This is a genomic window from Mycolicibacterium lacusdiani, from assembly GCF_021916785.1.
GTDB lineage: Bacteria > Actinomycetota > Actinomycetes > Mycobacteriales > Mycobacteriaceae > Mycobacterium > Mycobacterium lacusdiani.
In genome coordinates this window covers 46,137-64,203 of the sequence record NZ_JAKCFC010000013.1, presented here as the reverse complement: position 1 = coordinate 64,203, position 18,067 = coordinate 46,137, and the positions used below count along the sequence as shown (strand labels likewise).

Annotated in this window: 19 protein-coding genes; 15 read left to right on the top strand and 4 right to left on the bottom strand. The window is 69.1% G+C overall.

Going from position 1 to position 18,067, the window contains the following annotated elements; all coding sequences use genetic code 11:
- Positions 1-14: 14 nt before the first annotated feature.
- Both LOK44_RS27480 and LOK44_RS27475 read right to left on the bottom strand, forming a co-directional pair.
- Positions 15-449, bottom strand: coding sequence for a cobalamin B12-binding domain-containing protein (locus tag LOK44_RS27480; RefSeq protein ID WP_237573252.1), 435 nt, complete (start codon positions 447-449; stop codon positions 15-17).
- Positions 450-471: 22 nt separating this feature from the next.
- The gene (locus LOK44_RS27475) at positions 472-2,049 is read right to left on the bottom strand and encodes a methylmalonyl-CoA mutase family protein (protein ID WP_237573251.1); all 1,578 of its coding nucleotides are present in this window, start codon (positions 2,047-2,049) and stop codon (positions 472-474) included.
- 236 nt (positions 2,050-2,285) lie between these two features.
- Between LOK44_RS27475 and LOK44_RS27470 the strand changes: the two genes are divergently transcribed.
- From LOK44_RS27470 to LOK44_RS27460, 3 genes are read left to right on the top strand one after another with little or no spacing between them, the layout of a single operon-like run.
- The gene (locus LOK44_RS27470) at positions 2,286-3,119 is read left to right on the top strand and encodes an SDR family oxidoreductase (RefSeq protein WP_237573250.1); all 834 of its coding nucleotides are present in this window, start codon (positions 2,286-2,288) and stop codon (positions 3,117-3,119) included.
- On the top strand, positions 3,116-4,615 hold the full coding sequence (locus LOK44_RS27465) for a class I adenylate-forming enzyme family protein (protein WP_237573249.1): 1,500 nt from the start codon (positions 3,116-3,118) through the stop codon (positions 4,613-4,615). Before LOK44_RS27470 ends, LOK44_RS27465 begins: the two co-directional genes overlap by 4 nt.
- Complete coding sequence (locus LOK44_RS27460) at positions 4,612-4,914, top strand: hypothetical protein (RefSeq protein ID WP_163924153.1); 303 nt, start codon at positions 4,612-4,614, stop codon at positions 4,912-4,914. The genes LOK44_RS27465 and LOK44_RS27460 overlap by 4 nt, the downstream gene beginning before the upstream one ends.
- Before the next feature lie 14 nt (positions 4,915-4,928).
- Here LOK44_RS27460 and LOK44_RS30030 read toward each other — a convergent pair whose 3' ends face one another.
- A complete protein-coding gene (locus LOK44_RS30030; protein ID WP_237573248.1) occupies positions 4,929-5,705 on the bottom strand; it encodes a FadR/GntR family transcriptional regulator in 777 nt (258 codons plus the stop codon).
- Between the two features lie 58 nt (positions 5,706-5,763).
- Between LOK44_RS30030 and LOK44_RS27450 the strand changes: the two genes are divergently transcribed.
- The 12 genes from LOK44_RS27450 (at position 5,764) to LOK44_RS27395 (ending at position 17,615) form a co-directional block, all read left to right on the top strand.
- Entirely contained in the window at positions 5,764-6,903 is a 1,140-nt protein-coding gene (locus tag LOK44_RS27450) for an acyl-CoA dehydrogenase family protein (protein WP_249784265.1), read from the top strand.
- Positions 6,900-7,838, top strand: coding sequence for an acyl-CoA dehydrogenase family protein (locus LOK44_RS27445; RefSeq protein WP_237573246.1), 939 nt, complete (start codon positions 6,900-6,902; stop codon positions 7,836-7,838). Before LOK44_RS27450 ends, LOK44_RS27445 begins: the two co-directional genes overlap by 4 nt.
- Complete coding sequence (locus LOK44_RS27440) at positions 7,835-9,031, top strand: acyl-CoA dehydrogenase family protein (RefSeq protein ID WP_237573245.1); 1,197 nt, start codon at positions 7,835-7,837, stop codon at positions 9,029-9,031. The genes LOK44_RS27445 and LOK44_RS27440 overlap by 4 nt, the downstream gene beginning before the upstream one ends.
- Positions 9,028-10,011, top strand: a complete 984-nt coding sequence (locus LOK44_RS27435; RefSeq protein WP_237573244.1) for an acyl-CoA dehydrogenase family protein — start codon at positions 9,028-9,030, stop codon at positions 10,009-10,011. Before LOK44_RS27440 ends, LOK44_RS27435 begins: the two co-directional genes overlap by 4 nt.
- 47 nt (positions 10,012-10,058) lie before the next feature.
- Complete coding sequence (locus tag LOK44_RS27430) at positions 10,059-10,853, top strand: alpha/beta fold hydrolase (protein WP_237573349.1); 795 nt, start codon at positions 10,059-10,061, stop codon at positions 10,851-10,853.
- Entirely contained in the window at positions 10,850-12,013 is a 1,164-nt protein-coding gene (locus LOK44_RS27425) for a SpoIIE family protein phosphatase (RefSeq protein ID WP_237573243.1), read from the top strand. The genes LOK44_RS27430 and LOK44_RS27425 overlap by 4 nt, the downstream gene beginning before the upstream one ends.
- 88 nt (positions 12,014-12,101) lie before the next feature.
- Complete coding sequence (locus LOK44_RS27420) at positions 12,102-12,950, top strand: oxygenase MpaB family protein (protein WP_237573348.1); 849 nt, start codon at positions 12,102-12,104, stop codon at positions 12,948-12,950.
- 95 nt (positions 12,951-13,045) lie between these two features.
- Complete coding sequence (locus LOK44_RS27415; protein ID WP_237573347.1) at positions 13,046-13,489, top strand: nuclear transport factor 2 family protein; 444 nt, start codon at positions 13,046-13,048, stop codon at positions 13,487-13,489.
- A 5-nt stretch (positions 13,490-13,494) separates the two neighbouring features.
- Positions 13,495-14,697, top strand: coding sequence for a sulfotransferase family protein (locus tag LOK44_RS27410; RefSeq protein WP_237573242.1), 1,203 nt, complete (start codon positions 13,495-13,497; stop codon positions 14,695-14,697).
- Positions 14,694-15,947: a hypothetical protein gene (locus LOK44_RS27405; RefSeq protein ID WP_237573241.1), complete on the top strand. Its 1,254-nt coding sequence runs from the start codon at positions 14,694-14,696 to the stop codon at positions 15,945-15,947. Before LOK44_RS27410 ends, LOK44_RS27405 begins: the two co-directional genes overlap by 4 nt.
- Before the next feature lies 1 nt (position 15,948).
- The gene (locus LOK44_RS27400) at positions 15,949-16,785 is read left to right on the top strand and encodes an oxidoreductase (RefSeq protein ID WP_237573240.1); all 837 of its coding nucleotides are present in this window, start codon (positions 15,949-15,951) and stop codon (positions 16,783-16,785) included.
- The gene (locus LOK44_RS27395; RefSeq protein WP_237573239.1) at positions 16,782-17,615 is read left to right on the top strand and encodes a mycofactocin-coupled SDR family oxidoreductase; all 834 of its coding nucleotides are present in this window, start codon (positions 16,782-16,784) and stop codon (positions 17,613-17,615) included. The genes LOK44_RS27400 and LOK44_RS27395 overlap by 4 nt, the downstream gene beginning before the upstream one ends.
- Here the strand turns inward: LOK44_RS27395 and LOK44_RS27390 are convergent.
- Entirely contained in the window at positions 17,580-18,056 is a 477-nt protein-coding gene (locus tag LOK44_RS27390) for a MarR family winged helix-turn-helix transcriptional regulator (RefSeq protein ID WP_237573238.1), read from the bottom strand. The genes LOK44_RS27395 and LOK44_RS27390 overlap by 36 nt on opposite strands.
- Between the last annotated feature and the right edge of the window lie 11 nt (positions 18,057-18,067).

The following is an 18,067-nucleotide window of genomic DNA, read 5'->3' as shown; positions in this document are numbered from 1 at the left end:
TCGCCCGCCCGACCTCATGACCCATCCCCGCTCGTAGCAGTCAACGCCCGCACGTCGCGCACCAGCATGTCCAGCGGCGTACCGGTCGGGAAGACCGCTGCCGCACCGGCGTCGAGCAGTTTCTGCACGTCCGACTCCGGGATCGTGCCGCCCACGACGACCGCGATGTCACCGGCGTCGGCCGCCCGCAACGCGTCGACGGTCCGGGTGGTCAGCGCCACGTGCGCCCCGGACAGGATCGACAGGCCGACCAGACTCACGTCCTCCTGCAGCGCGATCGACACGATGTCCTCGATGCGCTGCCGGATGCCGGTGTAGATCACCTCGAACCCGGCGTCGCGCAGCGTGCGCGCGACGATCTTGGCGCCGCGGTCGTGCCCGTCGAGGCCGGGCTTGGCCACCAGCACCCGCGCCGGCTGGGTGCGGGTACTCACCGAATCGGTCGTCACTTTGCTCCTCGCGTGCGTGCCACTAGAACACCACCGGCTGCTGGAACTCGCCCCAGACCGCCTTCAACGTGGTCACCATCTCGCCGACGGTGCAGTAGGCGTTGGCGCAGTCGATCAACCGGTGCATCAGGTTGTCGTCGCCCTCGGCCGAACGGGCCAGTGCCGCAAGGGCGTCCTTGACCGCGACGTCGTCGCGTTCGGCCTTGACCCTGGCCAGCCGCTTGAGCTGCAGGTCCCGGCCTTCGGCGTCCAGCTCGTAGGTCGCCAGGTCGGGTGCGGGCTCGTCGACGACGAACTTGTTGACGCCGACCACCGGACGCTCACCCGACTCGACCTCCCTGTGGATCTTGTAGGCCTCGTCGGCGATCAGACCCTGCAGGTAGCCGTCCTCGATGCAGCGCACCATGCCGCCGTGCTGCTCGAGGTCGGCCATGATCTCGATGATCTTCTCCTCGGTGGCGTCGGTCAGCGCCTCCACGAAGTAGGACCCACCGAGCGGGTCGGCCACCTTGGCCACGCCGGTCTCGTAGGCGAGGATCTGCTGGGTCCGCAGCGCCAGCGTCGCGGACTCCTCGCTGGGCAGTGCGAACGGCTCGTCCCACGCCGCGGTGAACATCGACTGCACGCCGCCGAGCACAGAGGCCAGCGATTCGTAGGCCACCCGCACCAGGTTGTTCTGCGCCTGCGGCGCATACAGCGACGCGCCGCCCGACACGCAGCCGAACCGGAACATCGACGCCTTGTCACTGGTAGAGCCGTAGCGCTCGCGCACGATCGTTGCCCACCGCCTGCGGCCTGCACGGTACTTGGCGATCTCCTCGAAGAAGTCGCCGTGCGTGTAGAAGAAGAACGAGATCTGCGGCGCGAACTTGTCGATGCTCATCCGGCCGCGCTCGACGACGGTGTCGCAGTAGGTGACGCCGTCGGCGAGGGTGAACGCCATCTCCTGCACGGCGTTGGCGCCGGCATCGCGGAAGTGGGCGCCCGCCACCGAGATCGCATTGAAGCGTGGCACCTCGGCCGCGCAGAACTCGATGGTGTCGGCGATCAGCCGAAGCGACGGTTCGGGCGGCCAGATCCAGGTGCCGCGCGACGCGTACTCCTTGAGGATGTCGTTCTGGATCGTGCCGGTCAGCATCCGTCGCGGCACGCCCTTCTTCTCGGCGGCGGCGACGTAGAACGCCAGCAGGATCGCGGCCGTGCCGTTGATCGTGAAGCTGGTGCTGATCTGGTCCAACGGGATGCCGTCGAAGAGGATCTCGGCGTCGGCGAGGGTGTCGACGGCAACGCCGACACGGCCGACCTCCTCGCCGTACTCCTCGTCGTCGGAGTCGTAACCGCACTGGGTCGGCAGGTCGAGAGCGACCGACAGCCCGGTTCCGCCCTGCCCCAAGAGGTACCGATAACGCTGGTTCGACTCCTCGGCGGTGCCGAAACCCGAATACTGCCGGAAGGTCCACGTCTTGCCGCGGTATCCGGACGCGAAATTGCCCCGGGTGAAGGGGTACTCGCCGGGCGCGGGCGGATCACCCGTGCGGTCGGCGGGCCCGTACACCGGGTTGAGCGGGATGCCCGATGGGGTCTGAACGAGGTCACTCATCGGTTGATAACGTACTTGCAAAAAATGAGAATGCCAATACCGCCGAATGGAAACACCTCGCGTCGCCGGACTCCCCCAGCACGTCAGCGCAGGGGCGGCCGCTCGCGCCGTTAGTCCTAGCCAGGCCATCGGCCGCTATGCGAGCATGGCACTTGCGAAAAATGAGAATGCCACTGTCGGTCGGCTACGATCGGGGCACCGATGACGAGGAGACGCATGACGAGGCGGGATCGATCATGAGCGACCAGCGGCCGCTCGCCGACCGGACACTGGTGCTCTCGGGCGGCAGCCGCGGCATCGGACTGGCCATCGCGCTCGGGGCAGCCCGACGCGGCGCCAACGTCGTGCTGCTCGCCAAGACCGGTGAGCCCCATCCCAAGCTTCCCGGGACCGTGCACACGGCGGTTGCAGAGGTCGAGGCCGCGGGCGGCAAGGGCCTCGCCGTCGTCGGCGACGTCCGCAAGGAAGAGGACGTCGCGCGCACGGTGGACGCCGCCGTCGATCGCTTCGGCGGGATCGACGTCGTCGTGAACAACGCCAGTGCGATCTCGACCGAGCCCACCGGGGATCTGTCGGCCAAGAAGTTCGACCTGATGATGGACATCAACGTGCGCGGCACGTTCCTGCTCACCAAGGCGGCGCTCCCCCACCTGCACGAGTCGACCGCCGCCCACGTCGTGACGATCTCGCCGCCGCTCAACATGAACCCGTACTGGCTCGGCGCGCACCCGTCCTACACGCTGTCCAAGTACGGGATGACGCTGCTCTCCCTGGGCTGGGCCAGCGAGTACGCCGACGCAGGCATCGCGTTCAGCTGCCTGTGGCCGCAGACCTACATCGCGACGTCGGCCGTGACGAACCTGGCCTCCGGCGACGAACTCGTTCGCCGGTCGCGCAGCAGCGACATCATGGCCGACGCCGCGGTCGCGATCCTGACCAAGCCTGCCGCGGAGGTGAACGGACGGACGTTCGTGGACGCGGACGTGCTGACCGCCGAGGGCGTGACCGACCTGTCGCGGTACGGCGGTGGTGATGACCCGATGTGGGATATCTTCCTGGACAAGTCATGAGTATCTCGCTACTGCTGGAGATGGCGTCCAGCGATCCCGACCGGACTGCCGTCGTATCCGACGACATCCGGCTCAGCACTGGGGATTTGAGTGTGCTCGCCGACGGCGGAGCAGGCGTCGTGGCCGCGTCCGGCGCCCAGCACGTGGCCTACGTCGGCACCGGTGGCGCGATCCTGCCGCTGCTGCTGTTCGCCTCGGCCCGCGCCGCGGTTCCCATGACGCCGCTGAACTACCGGCTGTCGACCGACGGTCTGCGAGCACTGCTCGACCGCCTGCCCGACCCCCTGGTCGTAGTCGACGCCGAGTACCGCGACGCCGTCGGCGAGGGCTACCGGCTGATGGACTCGGCCGAGTTCGTCGAGGCGGCCCGGGCCGCCGAACCGGTGACGGAGTTCGCCGATCCCGACGCGGTCGCCGTCGTGCTGTTCACCTCGGGCACCACGAGCAAGCCAAAGGCCGTCGAGCTCACCCACAACAACCTGACGAGCTACGTCACCGGCACCGTCGAGTTCGCCTCGGCCGACCCCGGCGACGCGGCCCTCATCTGCGTGCCGCCCTACCACATCGCGGGTGTTGGTGCCGCACTGTCGAACCTGTACGCAGGCCGAAAGATGGTGTATCTGCGACACTTCGACGCGAATGAGTGGGTGCGCCTGGTTGGCACCGAGAGCGTCACCTCGGCGACGGTCGTGCCCACGATGCTCGATCGGATCGTCACCGTACTCGACGCCGACAAGGTGACGCTGCCGTCGCTGCGCACACTCGCCTACGGCGGCTCCAAGGTCGCGCTCCCCCTGGTGCGCAAGGCGTTGTCGCTGCTGCCCGAGGTCGGCTTCGTCAACGCCTACGGCCTCACCGAGACCAGCTCGACCATCGCCGTGCTGACCCCGGACGACCACCGCGCCGCGCTGGCCTCGACCGACGACGGCGCCGCCCGGCGGCTCGGGTCCGTCGGTCAGCCTGTTCCCGGCATCGAGGTGCAGATCCGCGGCGAGGACGGCAACGTCCTCGGCCCGGGTGAACCCGGCGAGCTGTTCGTCCGCGGCGAGCAGGTCTCGGGCCGCTACACCGACATCGGCTCGGTACTCGACGAGCAGGGCTGGTTCCCCACGCGCGACGTGGCCTACCTCGACGCCGACGGATACCTGTTCATCGGCGGCCGCTCGGACGACACGATCATTCGCGGCGGCGAGAACATCGCCCCCGCCGAGATCGAGGACGTGCTGGTCGAGCATCCGCACGTCCGCGACTGCGCAGTCGTGGGTGCCGAGGACCCGGAGTGGGGGCAGATCATCGTCGCGGTCGTCGTGCCCAGGCAGGGCACCGACCCGGACGTCGAGGAGTTGCGCGGACACGTGCGCACGCGACTGCGCGGATCACGCACTCCCGACCGCGTGGTCTTCCGAGATGAATTGCCCACCAACGCGACCGGCAAGATACTGCGTCGCGAACTCGTCGCCGAACTGAACGCCACGTCAAGCAAGGAGCCCGCATGATCAAGAACGGCACCCGCCTCCAGAGCCAGGTCTGCGACACCCAGGTGATCGTGGTGCGAAGCTCCGAGAGCCTCGACGACCTCCGCGCCGGCGGTGCGCCGATGGTTCCCATCGGCGAACCCACCGATTCGGCGTCGACGCTCGACGACTCGCTGGCCGACGGAAACCTCATGGGCAAGCGTTACGTCGACGACGCCGGTGCCGAGGTGCTCGTCACGAAGGCGGGCAAGGGCACGCTGAGCGTCGGCACCACACCGCTGGCGATCAAGGAAGCCAAGCCGCTGCCCGCCAGCGACTGATCGCCGCGGTGGGGTCAGTACGACCCCGCCCGCGGTGTTCGCACCGGCCCGGCGTTCACGACGTCGCCGGTGAAGCGTTGGAGCAGCACCGCCTGGGTCGCCGCCAGGTGGCGCTTCGCGATGCGGTGTACCTCGTCGGCCCGCCCGGCAGCGATCTCGTCGACCACCCTGCGGTGCGTGCGCACGGCCCCGCGGGCCTCTGCGGGTGACGGGTATTCGCCACGCCGGGTGACGGCGGCCGCCCACTGCCGCTCTTGCGCCGACCACAGCTTGACGAGGCTGCGCACGACGTGGCGGATGGTGTCGTTGGGCGTGAATGCCACGACCAAATCGTGAAATTCGCGTGCGATCCGGGTGAACGCGATGCCGTCGGACACCGCGTCCGCCGAGGCGTCGACGTTCGCGGTCAGCGCGGGGATCACCACGGCCATCCGGTCGGGTCTGCGCGCGACCTCGGCAGCCGCCAGCGGTTCGAGCCGCAACAGTCCCTCGGCGAGGTCGCCCAGCGTGACGCCTGCGCCCTGCAGCACCAGCCCGAGGTGATAGGCGCCCGACGTCTGGTCGGGCCGGTGCACCTCGGCACCGCCGACGCTGCCGCGCCGCACCGTCACCAATCCCTCGGTCTCCAGGATGCGCAGCGCCTCGCGCACCGAGGGATGGCTGACGCCGAACTCCTTGACCAGCTGATCCTGGGTGGGTAGACGCTCGGCATTCGGGTCGACCAGGATCCGCTGCCGTAGTTCGGCGGCCACCGTCTCGGCGATGCGCTGCTGCGGGGTCCGCCCAATCACGAGGCAATACTAGCAATCCTTATAAGGATTGCCCTACGATCGGCGGGTGGACTTCGAGATGAGCGGTGAGGCCGTCACACTCCGCCACGAGCTTCGCGACCTGGTGCGCGAACACGTGCGCGACGACTTCCTCGGCGCCTTCACCGCCGACCCGGCGGATCTGGAGACCGCACAGGCCTTCTGCCGCCTGCTCGCAGAGCGCGGCCTGCTGTGCATGTCGTGGCCGCCGGAGTTCGGTGGACGAGGGTCGACGCCCTGGGAGCAGACGGTGGTGCGCGAGGAGATGTGGGCCCACCACGAACCGCGCGGCGCGCAGTACATGGGCGTCAACTGGGTCGGCCCCTCGCTCATGCGGCACGGCACGCCGGAGCAGCAACGCAGGCACCTGCCCCCCATCGCCCGCGGCGAGGTCATCTGGTGTCAGGGATTCAGCGAGCCGGAGGCCGGTTCCGACCTGGCGTCGTTGCGCACCACCGCAACTCGCGACGGTGACGGCTGGCGGATCAATGGTCAGAAGATCTGGACGTCCTACGCGACGATGGCGCAGTGGTGCTTCCTGCTGGCGCGGACGTCGCGGGGCGAGAAGAAGCAGCGGGGCCTGACGATCTTCCTGGTGCCGATGGACGATCCGGCGATCACCGTGCGCCCCATCGGCGCGATGCTGGGGCCGCACCATCTCAACGAGGTGTTCTTCGACGACCTGCGCGTCACCGAGGCCGACGTCCTCGGCACCGTGGACGACGGCTGGTCGATCGTGCAGAACGTCCTATCCTTCGAGCGGGTCGGCATCGCCAGGTACGCGCGGTGTGAACGCCTCCTGCACATGGCACCCGACGCACTCGGCGACCGCTGGGACGCACTGCCCGCCGAACTGCGCGCCCGGTGGGCGCGGATGCTCGTGCACTGCCGCAGGGCCAGGCTGCTCGCCTACCGGGTGGTCGCGCTCCAAGCCGGCGGCCAGGTCAAGCCGACCGACTCCGCGGCCTACCGCATCGCGGTGACGAAACTCGATCAGGACAGCGCCGAGGTGCTGATGGAGATCGTCGCGGCCATTCCGCCCGACCCGTCCGCCGCCGCGGAGACGTACCGCCTGGAAGTCGAGGACCACTGGCGGTACTCCCAGGCGTCCACGGTGTCCTCGGGAAGCATCGAGATGCAGCGCATCCTGCTGGCCCGCACGCTGGTGTCGACCCGATGAACATCGACCTCAGCGACGAGGCCCGCGAGTTCGGCAGGCAGGCCCGTCGCGCGATAGAAGCCGCGGGCGGCGACCAGTTGGTGCAACGCGCCGAGGCCGATCCGACCGCCCGCTCCGACATCGCGGGCGGAGTGCTCGCCGAACTCGGGGCGTGGGACCTCGAACCGCGCGAGGACGCCGACTCCGCCGAGGCCGCCGCCGCCCTGTGCCGCAGCGCCGGGTACTGGGCGCTGCCCTACCCGGTGGCCGAACGGCTCGCCAGGCCGGAAGGCACCGACTTCGACGGGCTCGTGGTCGTGGCGTCCGACCGGCCGTCAGCGGCCGTTGCCTGCGTCGACGCGCGCTGGGCGGCCACCACCGTCGACGGCCACCGCTACCGGGTCACCGACACCGGCACCCCCGGACCCGCGTTCGTCGGCGTCCTCGGCCTGGAACCCCTCGACGTCGACGGTGCCGACGACGTGGCGCTGGCACTGACCTTGCCCTGCTGGACGTTGCTCGGAATGCTGGACCGCGCAATCGATCTCACCGTCGCCCACGTGGGGATGCGGCAGCAGTTCGGACAGCCCCTCTCGGGGTTCCAGAGCGTCCAGTTCCAACTGACCGACGCCGAGGTCGAACGCTCGGGACTCGACGTGCTCGCCAAGTACACGCTGTGGAGCGTCGCCAGCGGCAGGCCCGAGGCCGTCGACGACGCCCTCGCCCTGCGAATGGCGGCGCTCGAGGCCGCGGAAGTCGTGTTCCGCGTATGCCACCAGCTGCACGGCGCGGTCGGGTTCTGCGACGAGACGACGCTGTCGTGGCTGTCGCGGCACAGCCAACCGCTGCGCCGCCTCCCCCATGGCTTGTCGGCCACCCGCGAGCTGCTGACCACGCGACTCGACCGGCACGGCTTGACCGGCTTGTTCAGCGCGGGGCCGGGAGCCGCGCGATGAGCGCCGAGGAGCTGGCCGAGTTCCGCGACCACGTCCGCCAATGGTGCGCCGAACACGTCCCCACCGATTGGCGCGCCGCACAGACCGGAGCGAGTGACGAGCAGTTCGTCGCCTTCCAGAAGTCCTGGTTCGCCGAACTGCACGCGGCGGGCTTCGCCGTGCCGCACTGGCCCGCCGAATGGGGCGGCGGCATGCCCGTCGCCGAACAGATCGTGCTGTACCAGGAACTCGCCGCACACGACGCGCCACGACTGGTGCTTGCCTTCGTCGGGATCCACCACGCGGCGTCGACCCTGCTGGTCGCGGGCACGGAAGCGCAACGCGGGCAACACCTTCCCGCGATCGTCGACGGCGAGATCTGGGTGCAGGGCTTCTCCGAGCCGGAGGCCGGCTCCGACCTCGCGGCGCTGCGCACCACGGCCCGCCGCGACGGCGACGCGTTCGTCGTCAATGGGCAGAAGCTGTGGGCCAGCGGCGGCATGCACGCCGACTGGTGTCTGCTGCTGGCCCGCACCGATCCGGAAGCGCCGAAGCGCAAGGGCATCTCCTACTTCCTGATGGACATGACGAGCCCCGGCATCGACGTACGCCCCATCCGCAACGCCGTCGGCGACTCGCACTTCTGCGAGGTGTTCCTCAACGACGTGGTGATACCGGAGCGCAACCTGATCGGCGCCGAGAACGCCGGATGGCAGGTCGCGCAGGCGACGTTGGGCGCCGAGCGCGGCATGACGATGCTCGAACTCGCCGAGCGCCTCGGCAATGCGGGCTTCCGCTGGCTGGTCGCCGAAGCGGCCCGCACCCGACCCGACGGCCACCGCCCGCTCGACGACGCCGCCGTCGGCGACCGGCTCGCCCGACTGGAGACCGAGATCGCGGGCCTGCGGGGGCTGTGCCGCCGCGTCGTCGAGGGGCACGACGGCGACGCGGTCGGCCCGGCCGATCCGTCCATCGTGAAGTTGTTCTACAGCGAACTGCTGCAGCGTCTCAGCGACTTCGGCGTCGAGATCGGCGGACTCGACGCGCACACCGTGCTCACCAAGCCGATGTCGAGCGGCTGGGAGTCGGGCGCGTGGGTGCTCGACTTCATTGGGTCCTGGGAATGGACGATCCCCGGTGGCGCCAGCGAGATCCAGCGCACCATCATCGCCGAGCGCGGACTGGGCATGCCCAGGGATCCGGTGGCGTCGTGACCGAGTTCGACGAACTCCACGCCGAGTTGCGCGCGGTCGCGCGCGACGTACTCGACCGGCCGACCGTCGATTGGCGGCAGCTCGTCGATGCGGGCTGGACCGGCCTCGAGGTCGCCGACGAATCGGGAGGTGCCGGCGCGACCTTCGTCGAGACCGCGATCGTGCTCGAGGAGATCGGCAGGGCAGCGGCCACCACCGGCTACCTCGGGTGCGCACTGGCCGTGGCGGCGCTGAACGCCGCGTCGGCGGCAGACGCCCGCGACGACGTGGCAAGCCGCATCGCCGCCGGCGAGACGGCAGCTCTGGCAACCGGTTTCGAGATCCACCGCGACGGGACGCTCTCCGGCCGTGCCGAGTTCGTCCCCGATGCCGCAGCCGCGGATCACCTGCTGCTCCTGGCCCGCGACTCGCGGGGCGCCTGCGTTCTCGCGACCGCCGCGGTCACCGTCGCGCCGCAACCCGTCGTCGACGAGACGCGCGCGCTGGCCGTGGTGACCGCCGACGACGTCACGCCCACGAAGGCATGGCCGATCGACGGCGACGCCGAGGCGCTGCACGAGCGCGCAGCGGTGGCGGTCGCGTGCGACAGTCTCGGACTCGCCGAGGCCATGCTCGCCCGCACCGTCGAGTACGCAAGAGTGCGACACCAGTTCGGCAGACCCATCGGCTCGTTCCAGGCCGTCAAGCACGCGTGCGCGGACATGCTCGTGCACATCGCGGTGGCGCGCGAACTCGTCGAGGTGGCGGTCGCCGAGGTGGCCGCGGGCAAGGGGGCTGCGGTGTCGTCGGCGATGGCCAAGTCCCATGCCACGTCGATGGCCGTCGAAGTGGCGGGCAAGGCGATGCAACTGCATGGCGGCATCGGGTACACGTGGGAGAGCGGCGTCCACGTCTACCTCAAACGCGCGACGCTCAACCGCGCGCTGTACGGCTCACCGGCCGCGCATCGGCGCGCACTGGCACGGCGATACGGCGTTTGACCCGAACCGGTCAAGCCTCGCGCACCGAGGATGACAAAATGACCGGCGTGGACGTGCGTGTCAAGAACAAGATCACCGTCGTCGGCGACGACGGCCCGACACTGCTGCTGTCCCACGGCTTCGGCTGCGACCAGAACATGTGGCGTGCCGTGGTCGAACGACTCCGGTCCGACTTCCGGTTGGTGCTGTTCGATCACGTCGGCTTCGGCGGGTCCGACGCGTCGGCCTGGGACCCGGCGAAGTACTCGTCCCTGCAGGGATTCGCCGACGACGTCGTCGACATCGTGACCGAACTCGGCCTGTCGGACGTCACGTTCGTCGGTCACTCGGTGTCGTCGATGATCGGGGCGCTCGCGGTGATCGCAGAGCCCGACCGCTTCGCGAAGCTGGTGCTGATCACGCCGTCGCCGCGCTACATCGACGACGACGACTACCGCGGCGGCTTCTCGCGCGACGACATCGACGAACTGCTCGACTCCCTCGACAGCAACTACCTGGGCTGGTCGCGCGCCATGGCCTCGAGCATCGTCGGACCCGACCATGCCGACCTGCAGGAGGAGTGGTCGACGACGTTCTGCCGCAGTGACCCCGCGCGCTCGCAGGTGTTCGCCCGCACCACGTTCCTCTCCGACAACCGCGCGGACCTGCCGCGGATCCCGGTGCCGAGTCTGATCATCGAGAGCGCACACGACGTCATTGCGCCCCGCGAGGTCGGCGAGTACGTCCACCGACACATCCCGGACAGCCAGCTGGTGACGCTGCCCACCACCGGACACTGTCCGCACATGACCGATCCGGACTCGACCGCCCGGGCCGTCGCCGCCTTCGTGCAGCCCCGATGAGCGACCCGGACTTCGACGACCTCTGGGAGAACGCCCCCTGCGGACACATCGTCGCGACCCCCGACGGCAGGATCGTCATGGTCAACGCCACCCTCGCGGGGTGGTTGGGTTACGCCCCCGACGCGATGCGCGGCAGGTTCGTCACGGATCTGCTGACGATCGGCGGCGCGATCCACTACGAGACCCACTTCGGCCCGCTCCTGCACATGAGCGGTGACCTCACGGGCGTCACCCTCGACTTCGTCGCGACCGACGGCAGGCGACTGCCGATGTTCCTCACCGCCAACGTGAAGCGTTCGCCCGGCGGCGATCCCGCGTTGCTCCGACTCACCGCGCAGGATGCGAGCGATCGCCGCGCCTACGAACGCGAACTCCTCCACGAGCGGCAACGCGCCGAGCGCGAGAGCGCTCGGGTCAAGGTCTTCGCGGAGACGCTGCGGCGGTCGCTGCTGCCGCCGGTGCTGTCGCCGCCCGATGGCCTCGAGGCCGCCGACTACTACTACGCCGCCTCCGAGGACGACATCGGCGGCGACTTCTACGACCTGTTCCCGCTGTCGCGTTCGACGTGGGGCTTCTTCCTCGGCGACGTCTCCGGCAAGGGCGTGGACGCCGCCGTGCTGACGGGACTGACCCGCTACACGTTGCGTGCGGCGGCGGCCATCGATGACGAACCCGTCGTGGTGCTGCGCAACCTCGACACGGTGCTCGCCCAGGCACTCGGCAACGACGCAACCCGGTTCTGCACGCTGATCTACGGCCGCCTGACGCGAACCGAAGGCGGGTTCGACGTCGAGATGGCCAGCGGCGGGCACCCGCCGCCGCTGGTGCTGTACGCCGACGGCACCGCGTACTACGCCGACACCACCGGCGGTCAGGCAGTCGGCATGACCAGGAACCCGCACTTCGTGTCGACTCGGCTGCGGCTCGAACCCGGCGACACGCTGGTCCTCTATACCGACGGACTGACCGAGGCGAGCACCGGACGGGGGTACGAGCGCTACGATGACACCGGCGCACTGCTGGCGTTCGCACGGGAGAACTCCCCCACCACGGCGAAGGCGATCATGACCGCCATCCACGACCTCCTCGACGGGCTGGGCACCGGCGTCGAGGACGACGCCGCGGTGCTAGCGCTGAGCGTGCTGGCGCAGCCTGCCTGACCCGTCGGTTCCCGCGCGTACTGTCGAAGTCGTGACGCTGCCCGGGTTGACCAGTGTTCGCGACGAACTGGGTCAGCGACTGTTCGGGATGGTGGCAGGCCCGGAGGGCCCCGCGAATCGCGCGCGCATCCACGACACCCCGGGCCCGCGGTGGTTCGGGGACGACCGGCCGATCAGGCGGGTGCACGGCGACGCGTCGATGTTCGTCGGCGGGCTGCGGGCCCTGCTGCTGCAGTCGCTGCATCCGCTCGCAATGGCGGGTGTGGCCGAGCACTCCGACTACCGCGGCGATCCGTGGGGACGGCTGCAGCGCACCAGCACCTTCCTCGCCGTGACCACGTTCGGTCCCGCCGACGACGCGCAGCGCGCCGTGGACAAGGTTCGGGGCATCCATCGCCGGGTTCGCGGCACCGCAGCCGACGGGCGGGCCTACGAGGCCTCCGACCCGCACCTGCTGGAATGGGTGCACATCGCCGAGATCGACAGCTTCCTCGTCGCACACCAGCTCTACGGCGCCAAGCCCCTCGACCAGCAGGGCCGCGACGACTACGTGGCGGACACCGCTCGGGTGGCCGCCGCACTCGGGGTCGTCGACCCGCCGCGCACCGAAGCCGAACTGCGGCAACGCATCTCCGACTACCGGCCGGAGTTGACCGGCTCGGCCGCCGCGCGGGACGCCGCGAAGTTCCTGCTGCTCACCCCGCCGCTGCCCCTGCTGGCCAGACCCCCGTACGGCGTCCTCGCCGCGACGTCGGTCGCGATGCTGCCCGGCTGGGCTCGCTCGCCGCTGCGGCTGCCCCACCTGCCGCCGGTGGAGGCCACCGCCGTCCGCGTCGCGGGGCGGACTCTGGTCGGCGGCATCCGCTGGGTCCTCGACCGCGGGGCGAGCGAAGCGACGGGGAAGAATCCCGGGGCGAGCGAAGCGACGGGGAATTGACCGGGGCGAGCGGCTAAACATCGCCGATCGTTGACATCCGTCAGACCGAATGGTTGTCTACGGCAAATGACGTCGACGTCGATCCGGGGGTGACGGTGACCGATCACGCCCGTGAGATCGAGAACCTGGTATATCGGTACGCCGAGCGAATCGATGCCGGCGACCTCGACGGTGTCGCAGCGCTGTTCGAACACGGCCGGATCTGTGGCATGGAGGACGGTCCGCCGGAGACCGTCTTTGCCGGCACCGCCCGCGCACGGAAGATGTACGAGATGGCCACCCGCCTCTACGACGACGGCACTCCCAAGACCAAGCACTTCACCAGCAACGTGCAGATCTACGTCGACGAGGCATCGGGAACGGCCAGGGGCAGTGCCTACTACTGCGTCACGCAGGCGACACCCGACCTACCGTTGCAGATCATCGTGACCGGCCACTACCGGGACACCTTCCACCGCGTCGACGGCGCCTGGTGGTTCGACTCCCGCACCATGTACGTCGACCAGATCGGCGACACCAGCCGGCATCTCAAGTTCTGACCTCTGTGACGCGCCCCTTCGACGCTGCGGCGTTGATGACCGCCGCGCAGCGGAAGGAGGGCTTGCAAGACTGGGGGCGAACGGATTTCGAGACCCCGCTGACCGTGCTGGCCGACGCCTACGGATCCGCCGACATCAACTCGATCGGCGCACACATCCTGCGCTCGGGTCTGATCCACAGCCTCCGCATGCGGTTGCGCACCGAGGAATGGTTCCGGCGTCACCCCGAGATCAGCGACGAGACGATCGTCGCACCGATCGTGGTGGTAGGCATGATGCGCAGCGGCACGACCCTCCTGCAGCGCCTGCTCGCCGCCGACCGTCGCTTCCACTGCGCCTACGGCTGGGAGGTCGTGGAGGTCGCCCCGAAACTGGACTACGAGTTCGACCCCGAAGGCCAGGAAGACCCCCGAATCGTCGTTAGCGAGCAGCGTGAATCGGCGATGCGAGAGATGGCACCCGAGTTGTTCGCCATCCACCCCATGTACGCCCGCGAGCCCGAGGAGGAGATCGTCTTCCTGTCCGACTCGTTCCTGTCCCACGTACCGGAGTCAGGTGCTCACCTGCCGTTCTACCGGACCTGGATCAACGGGCAGGACTTCACCCCCGCCTATGAGTACCTCCACCGGATGCTGCAATTCCTGCAGTGGCAGAAGCGCCGGGCGGGCGCCGGTGCGTCGGCCCAGCGGTGGGTGCTCAAGTCGCCTGCCCACCTCGGGTATCTCGACACCCTGCGCGCCCGGTTCCCCGACCTCCACGTCGTGCACATGCACCGCGACCCCCGCGACACGATTCCATCCGGCGCCGGGCTGAACGCCACGCTGCACGCGATGCATGCCGACCACGTCGACCGGGCGCGCGTCGGCGCGCAGTGGCTCGAGCGCATGGGCTGGACGAACGATCGGGCCATCGCCACCCGCGACCGCTGGGCGGACGACGCTCGACGATGCACCGACATCGAGTTCACCGATGCCGTCGCCGACCCGATCGGTCAGGTGGCTCGGGTGTACGAGGCGGTCGACCTGCCGCTCACCTCCCATGCCGAGTCCGGCATGCGACGCTGGCTCGACGAACGTCCGCGCGAACCCGCGCGAGCACCGTACGCCGCGTCTGACTTCGGGCTCGACGACGCCGCGATCGACGAACGCTTCTCCGACTACAACATCCGATTCCGCTCGGCCGCAGAACCTTCGAGGAGACAGCGATGAACCCGCACGACGATCACCCGGTCGCGACGTCGTCGCAACACGAGCAGGAGGTCGCTGCGCTCGAACTCACCGACCACCCAACGGTGCGGGCCGCGTACCGCAGCGTCGCCGAGACGTGGCTGGGAAGGGCCAAGCCGTCGGAGCAGATGCGCGCGCGCTTCGACGCGGCGTTCGCCGAGGTGATGTTCTCCGCCGCGATGTGGTCGTCGAACCAGGACGGGCTGCGCCCGAAGGTCACCTGCATCACCCGGCTCGGACATTCGGTCGGCGGTCGGTCCATCCCCGGATCGCGCTGGGGCATCGACAATCCCGACAGCGTCTACCGGGTCATCCCGATCTCCGGTGACGAACGCTACGAGATCCGGGGCCGCGTCGGCGAACACCGGATGACCGAGAACTACTTCACCCTGTGGGATGCCAACATGGGGACCGTGGCCGTACTGAACGGGCGGACTATGGAGGTCGACGCGGACGGCTCGTTCACCGTCACGGTCGACTCCGACCCGGCAGGCGACCGACCCAACCACGTTAGGTCCACCCCGGAGGCGCACGAGTTCTACATCCGCGACGTACTGCTCGACTGGGGCCGTGACGATCCGAATCATCTGGCGGTGGAACGGCTCGGCGGGCCCCCCTCGCAGCCGGCACGGACGCTGGATGAGCAGGCCGATGCCACCGCGAACATGATGGCGTACTTCGCGAACTTCACCGGCAAGCTCAGTCACGGCGTCTACAAGATGCCGCCCAACCATTTCGACCTGGCCTGGTCGGCCGACAAGGTCGGTGCGATGCGCAACCAGGTGTACGTGATGGGGCGCTTCGACCTCGGCCCGGGCGAGGCATTCGTCGTCGACGTGAGCGACGGTGGTGCCGAGTACTTCACCGTGCCGCTGGGCAACGTGTGGGGCACGACGCTCGACATCGTCGACCGCACGGGCAGTCTCAACAAGGCGCAATCGGTACCGAACGAGGACGGCACCTACACCTACGTCATCTCGCCCACCGACCCGGGCGTGGCCAACTGGATCGACTCCGACGGGCTCACCGAGGGGATACTGACGCTGCGGATGGCCGAGTTCGGCGGTGACGGTCCAAAGGAGGACCTCGGAGCGCGCGGGCGGGTCGTGCCGCTCGACGATCTGGAGCAGCACGTGCCGGATCTGCGCCGGGTGTCCGAGCAGGAGCGGAAGGCCGAACTGGCCGACCGTCGGGCGGCTTACCTACGTCGCCTTCCGGAAGGGACGGTGTGACATGGCTCGATGGTTGATCACCGGATGCTCCACCGGCATCGGTCGCGAAATCGCCCGCGCAGCACTGGAAGCTGGACACTCCGTCGTGGTGACGGCGCGTCGCCCGGAGTCAGTGGCCGACTTCGCCGACGACTTCGGTGACCGTGCCGTCGTCGTGGCCCTCGACGTGACGGACAAGGCGCAGATCGGCGCGGCGGTGCGTGCTGCCGACGACGCGTTCGGAGGCATCGACGTGTTGGTGAACAACGCGGGCAACGGTTATCTGTCTGCGATCGAGGAGGGTGAGGATGACCAGGTCCGAAAGCTGTTCGACACGAACTACTTCGGCGTGGTCGACACGATCAAGGCCGTCCTGCCCGGCATGCGCGAGCGTCAGTCCGGGCACATCGTCAACATCTCGTCGATGACCGGGCTGGTGGCCAACCCCCCAAACGGGTACTACTCGTCGACGAAGTTCGCGCTCGAAGCGCTGACCGAGGCGTTGGCGCAGGAGGTCGAGCCCATGGGCATCAAGGTGACCGCCATCGAGCCGGGCGCCTTCCGCACCGACTGGGCCGCGCGGTCGATGTGGGAGTCGTCGACTCCCATCGGCGCGTACGACGAGAACGTGGGCGCCCGCAAGACGATGATCAAGGAGTTCGCCAACCACCTGCCCGGCGATCCGCGCAAGGTGGCCGAGGCGGTGTTGTTGGTGACGACGCTCGACGAGCCGCCGCTGCGTCTGCTGCTCGGGCGTGACGTGCTGAAGGCGGTTCGCGACAAGCTCGCGTCGTTCTCCGCCTCGATCGACGAGTGGGAAGCGATCACCAAGGACGTCGACTTCCCGAAGTCCCGATGACCGAGGTCGCGCAGAGGGGAACCCTCGACGGCAAGGTCGCCTTCGTCACCGGCGCTGCCCGTGGCATGGGGCGGGCGCACGCGGTCCGGCTGGCCACCGAGGGCGCCGACGTGATCGCCCTCGACGTCTGCGCCGAGTTCGACTCCACCGACTACCCGGGGGCGACGGCCGACGACTTGGCCGCGACCGCGAGGCTCGTGGAGGAGACAGGTCGCCGAATCCTGGTGCGGCAGGCCGATGTTCGGGACGGCGATGCCGTGGATGCGGCGGTGGCCGATGGCCTGGCCGAGTTCGGCCGCCTCGACGTGGTGATCGCCAATGCGGGCATCATCCGGGTGACCGACACCGATGACCGGCGCCGGACCTTCCGAGAGATCGTCGACGTCAACCTCGTCGGGGTCTGGAACACCGTGGACGCAAGCATCCCCGCGCTGGTCGACGGCGGTCGTGGCGGCTCGATCGTCCTGACCAGTTCGACTCAGGGCATCAAGGCCTCGGGCACCGAGCGTCCCGGGTTGCAGGCCTACGCCGCGTCGAAGCGCGCGCTGGTCGCGCTGATGCAGGGCTGGGCCATGCAGCTCGCACCGCACTCGATCAGGGTGAACACCATCCACCCCAGCGGCGTCGCCACGGACATGATCCTCAACTCCTCGACCATGGCCCTGTCCGCGGCCGGGGACCCGTGGCTCGCGACCCAACAGAACGCGCTGCCGATCACGTTGGTGACACCCGAGGAGATCGCAGGCGCGGTGGCCTGGCTGGTCTCGGACGCTGGCAGATTCATCACCGGCACGTCATGGCCGTTGGACGCCGGCTTCACCCTGCGCTGACGGCGCCAATCCGAGTTCGAGGTCGCGCAGCGTCGTCAGGACGGCGTCGAGGTCGTGGTCTTCGGCTCCGGCGGCCGACAGCAGCCGCGACCAGCTCGCGCGGAGCCTGCGGAGATTGCGTGCGGCACGCGCGGTGGGCACCAACCGCACCTGCCTCCCGTCGGTCTCGTCGGCGACCCGGTCGATCAGGCCCTTCGATTCGAGGTCGCGTAGTGCACGACTGAGGTTGCTGCGCTGCAGGCCGGTCGCGGCGGCGACCGTACTCGGCGACGCACCGGGATGGCGGTCGACGAAGCGCATGACGTTGACCTCGGTGGCGGTCAGCTCCACCACGCCGGTGTCGGAGTGCGCGTCGGCGTTGATGATTCGGGCCAGCGCCAGGATGACGTCGGCGAGATCGGCGTACCGGGTCTCGGTGTGACGATCGTCGCTTCGGCTCATCTCGCCAAGCC